We start from the raw sequence: 5,040 nt of genomic DNA, 5'->3' as shown, positions 1-5,040 counted from the left end.
ATCAGGCGGCCACGAGCCGCCACCAGACGCAGCCCGTCCTCCAGCGACAACACCCCCGCCACACACGCCGCGACCAGTTCACCCACGCTGTGGCCGAGTACCACGTCCGGGCGCACACCCCAGTGCCGCCACAGACACGCCAGCGCCCACTCCACCGCGAACAACACCGGCTGCGTAAACCCGGTCTGCTCCAACACCTTCCCGGCGCCTTCACTCATGTCCGACGGCGGGAACAACACCTCCAACAGCGGCCGCTCCAACTCACCCGCCAACAGTTCCGCGCACCGGTCCAACTCGGACCGGAAGACCGGCTCCGACTCGTACAGCGAACGGGCCATCCCCACCCACTGCGAACCCTGACCCGTGAACAACCACCCCACCCGCGGGCGCCGGCCCACACCGGCCACACCCTCAACCACCAGACGGTGCTGCTCACCGGCCAACCAACCCCGCAACCGGGCGACCGCCTCGGACGCGTCCGACGCCACCACCGCCAGCCGGCACGCAAAGTGGCTGCGCGTCACCGCCGCCGCGGCACATGCCACCGCGAACTCGGGGGCCTCCACCGACTCCAGCAACTCCACATACCGGCCCGCCAACACCCGCAACGCACCCACGTCACGCGCCGACAACACCAACACGTGCTCCGGACGCTCCGCCGCCACCGCCGCCGGCACAGGCTCCGGGGCCTCACCCACGATCACGTGCGCGTTCGTCCCGCTCATCCCGAACGAGCTGAGGCCGGCGACGCGGGGCTTTTCGCCGCGGGGCCAGGGCGTGGGCGCCGTGGGGACCTGGATCGGCAGGTCGTCCCAGGGGATGTGCGGGTTCGGCGTACGCAGGTGCAGGTGCGCCGGCACCTGCTCGTGCCGCAACGCCAGCACCAGCTTGATCAGGCCCGCCATGCCGGCGGCTGCCTCCAGGTGCCCGATGTTCGTCTTGACCGAGCCGACCAGCACGGGCCGGTCGGCGGGCCGCCCCGCGCCGAGCACCGAGGAGAGCGCGCGCACCTCGATCGGGTCGCCGAGGGCGGTGCCGGTGCCGTGCGCCTCGACGTAGTCCACCTCGCCCGGCTCGACACCCGCGTCCGCCAGCGCCGACCGGATCAACTCCTGCTGCGCCAGCCCGTTCGGCACGGTCAGCCCGCCGCTCGGGCCGTCGTGGTTGACCGCCGAGCCCCGCACCACCGCGAGCACCCGGTCACCGTCGCGCTGGGCGTCCGACAGCCGCTTCAACACGACCACGCCGCAGCCCTCGCCGCGGCCGTAACCGTCGGCGGACGCGTCGAACGTCTTGCACCGGCCGTCCACGGCCAGGGCCCGCATCTTCGACAGCGTGATGAACGCGTCGGGCGCCAGCATGGCGTTGACGCCGCCGACCAGGGCGAGGTTGCACTCGCCCGCGCGCAGGCTCCGGCTGGCGAGGTGCAGCGCGACCAGGGACGAGGAGCAGGCGGTGGTGACCGCCATGCTCGGGCCCTGCAGGCCCAGCAGGTACGACAGCCGCCCGGCCGGGAAGCTCAGGTCGTTGCCCGTGCCGGCGTAGAGGTCGAGCTGGCCGGGGTCTCCCGCGCCCGTCTGCAACTGGAGGTAGTCGTTGGTCATGATGCCGACGAAGACGCCGGTCGGGGTGCGGTGCAGCCGCTCGGGCACCTGCCCGGCGTGCTCCAGCGCCTCCCAGGAGACCTCGAGCAGCATCCGCTGCTGCGGGTCGAGGCTGGCGGCCTCCCGGGGGGCGATGCCGAAGAAGGCCGGGTCGAACTGGTCGATGCCGTCGACGAAGTGCCCCTGGCGGGTGTACATCTTCCCGGGCCGGTCCGGGTCCGGGTCGTGGAAGTCCGCCAGGTCCCAGCGCTCGCGCGGCACCTCGCCCGACGCGTCCACGCCGTCGTGCAGCACCCGCCAGAAGGAGGCCAGGTCGTCGCCGCCGCCCGGGAAGCGGCAGCTCGCCCCGATGATGGCGATCGGCTCGTGCTGGGTACGCCGCGCCTCGTCGAGCTCGGCTTCCAGCTCCTCGATGGCGACGAGTGCGCGCAGGAGCGCCGGCTGCTGGTCTCCGCGCGTCGAGTCTTCGGTCATTTCCTTCTCCGCTGAGCGAGGGATGCGAGCTTCTGCGCCAACAGGTCCTCCAGGTCGTCCTCGGAGAGGTCCCTGAGGCGTTCGGCGGTGTCCGTTCTGGTGGGCGGGGCTTCCGGTTCCGGTTCCTCCGCCACGCTCGTGTCCAGGGCGAGGACGTCCTGCGCCAGGTAGTCCGTGAGCGATTCGACCGTCGGGTACTCGAAGACCACGGTCGACGGGAGGGGCTGCCCGAGCTGGCTCTGCAGGACGTTCTTCAGTTCGATCGCCATCAACGAGTCCAGGCCGATCTCGAAGAGCTTCTGCAGCGGCTCCAGGTGGTGCGTCGCCGGCAGGCCCAGCACCGCGAGCACCTGCCCGCGTACGTGGTCGAGCAGCAACTCGCGGCGGGCCTGCGGCGGGGCGGCGCGGAGCCGCTCGGCCAGCCCGGGGCCCTCGGCCGACGGGGCGGCCTGCTGCTCCCCGGTACGCAGGTTCCGGGCCAGTTCCCGCAGCAGCGTCGGCTCCTCGCCGGGGGCGTAGCGCCGCAGGTACACGGACCAGGTGACCGGCAGGACGCCGATCTGGGCCGGGTCGATACGCAGGATCTGGTCCAGCGCGTCGACGCCCTGCTCCGGGGTGATCCCCCCGATGCCCTGGGCCGCCCACCGTCCCTCGCTCTGCCCCGCCCGGGCGGCCATGCCGGCCTCGGTCCACGGACCCCAGTTGACGCTGACCGCCGGCAGGCCCTGGGCCCTGCGGTGGTGGGCGAGCCCGTCGAGGAAGGCGTTCGCGGCGGCGTAGTTGGCCTGGCCGGTGGAGCCGAGCAGCGACGCCGCCGACGAGAAGAGGACGAAGAAGTCCAGCGGCAGGTCGCGGGTCAGCCGGTGCAGGTTCCAGCCGCCGGCCACCTTGGGGGCCAGCACCCGGGCGAAGTCCGGCCAGGGCTGCTGGAGCAGCACGCCGTCGTGCAGCACGCCTGCGGCGTGGACCACGCCGCGCAGCGGTCGCGAGCCGGGGATCTCAGCGATCAGGCGTTCGAGGTCGTCGGCCCGCGCGACGTCCGCCGGGGCGGCGGTGACCTCCGCCCCGGAGCGGCGCAGGTCGTCGAGGACGGCGGCGGCCTCGCCCGTCGGCTCGCGCCGCCCGAGGAGGACCAGGTGCCGGGCGCCGCGCCCGACCAGCCAGCGCGCGACCGTCAGGCCGAGCGCGCCCAGGCCGCCCGTGATCAGGTACGTCCCGTCGGCGTCGACGGTCACTCCCGCGCCGGTGGCCGGCGGGGCCTGCCGGGGGACGAGCCGGGCGACGGTACGCCGTCCACCGCGCACCGCGACCCGTTCCCCGGCCGGGGGCGCGAGGAGTTCGTCCGCGAGCGTGGTCGCCGCGTCCGGGTCACCGGCCTCCGGGTCGAGGTCGACCTGTCCACCCCACAGCTCCGGGTGCTCCAGTTCGACCACGTTGCCCAGGCCCCACAGCGGCGTCTGGGCGACGGCGACCGACGCCTGCGGGCCCGGCGCACACGCCCCGCGGGTGACCAGGTGCAGCTTCGGCGTGGCGACCCCCTCCAGGCCCGCCAGGCCCCGGACGAGGTGCAGCGCTCCGCGGAGCAGCAGCGTCTGCGCGGCGTCGAGGTCGGGCAGGTCCGGCTCGGGTCCGGCCGCGGTCAGGCCCCACAGCAGGACGGCGCCACGGAACGGGACGTCCGCACCGGCGGCGACGGCGGCGAGCAGCTCGGCGACCTGCGTCGGCTCCGCCGGGTCGAGCTGCCAGGTCCGGTCGTCCAGGCGCGCCAGGGACGGACCGGGGTGGGCGACGACCACCTCGTGCCCGCGGGCGCGCAGCTGATCGGCCAGCGCCGCCCCGAGGCCCGTCCGGTCGGCGCAGAGGAGCCACCGCCCGTCGGGGGCCTCGGCCACGGGCGCCGGCAGCGGCTGGGGCTGCCAGACGACCTCGTGGAGCAGGCCCGGGGTGCGGGACTGCCCGGCGCGGAGCAGCGCGGACCGTTCGGCGCGCTTGAGGCGCAGGCCCTGGCACTCGGCCACGACGCGGCCGTCGTCGTCGATCAGCCACACGTCGGCCGTCAACGTCTCGTCGGCGGCGTCGGTGCCGGGCCGCAGCCGGGCGTGGCCCCAGATCCGTCCGCCGGTGGCCCCGTACAGCCGGAACCGGTCCAGGCCGAGCGGCACGTACACGGTGAACTGGCGATCGATGGCCGGCAGCGCCGCGCCGACGATCTGGAAGCTGGCGTCGATCAGGCCGGGGTGGAGCGCGTACCGCTCCTGCCGGTCGGTGTCCTCCGCCGCCCGCATCTGGCAGAGCGCCTCGCCGTCGCGCCGCCAGATGCGGCTCTGCCAGCGGAATCCGGACTCCAGTTCGAGGCCGTTCCGCCAGCCCGTCTCGTAGAACCAGTCGACGTGGTCGGGGTCGGGTACGCAGCGCTCCTGGATCGCCGCGGGCGTCTCGTGCCGATCCGGGTCGCCGGCGTCGACGCGCAGGGCACCGGTCGCGTGTGTCGTCCACGTTTGCTCGTCGGCGTCGCGGCTCACCAGGTGGACCGGCGGCTCCTGGCCGTCGGACTCCCCGAGGACCACCTGCACGACCCGGGCCTGCCGTTCGCCGAGCAGCATCGGTTGCGGGAAGACGACGTCCGTGAGCGCCGGCGACGCGGCCCGCGTCTCGGCTGCCGCGGCCAGCATCACCAGGTGGTGCGCGCCGGGCACCACGATCTGGTCGTAGATGCGGTGCTCGGTCAGGAGCGGGTGGGTCTCGGGGTGCAGCACCGTCTCGAACACGGTGCCGGTGAGCGCGGGCGAGGAGAGGGTCCGACCGAGCAGCGGGTGCCCGTCCTCGTGCGCCGGGAGGGTCAGGGCCTGCCGCGAGGCTGCCGGCGACCAGTAGCGCTGGCGTTGGAACGGGTACGTCGGCAGGCCGACCGCCCCGGCCGGCACCGGCCCGACGATCGCCGCCCAGTCCAGCTCCACACCCC

General features: G+C 74.3%; 2 protein-coding genes. Both read right to left on the bottom strand.

What is annotated here, in order from left to right; genetic code table 11:
• The coding region (locus tag ACGFIZ_RS33995; protein WP_393427387.1) for a type I polyketide synthase at positions 1-2,078 on the bottom strand (2,078 nt) is incomplete at its 3' end.
• On the bottom strand, positions 2,075-5,040 hold a 2,966-nt coding region (locus tag ACGFIZ_RS33990), incomplete at its 5' end, for a type I polyketide synthase (protein WP_393427385.1). The genes ACGFIZ_RS33995 and ACGFIZ_RS33990, both read right to left, overlap by 4 nt.

Origin of the sequence: Micromonospora sp. NPDC048830 (assembly GCF_043198215.1) — a bacterium.
In the GTDB taxonomy this organism is placed as follows: domain Bacteria; phylum Actinomycetota; class Actinomycetes; order Mycobacteriales; family Micromonosporaceae; genus Micromonospora.
The sequence above is the reverse complement of the archived record's forward strand: the minus strand, read 5'-3'. Positions and strand labels throughout refer to the sequence as shown.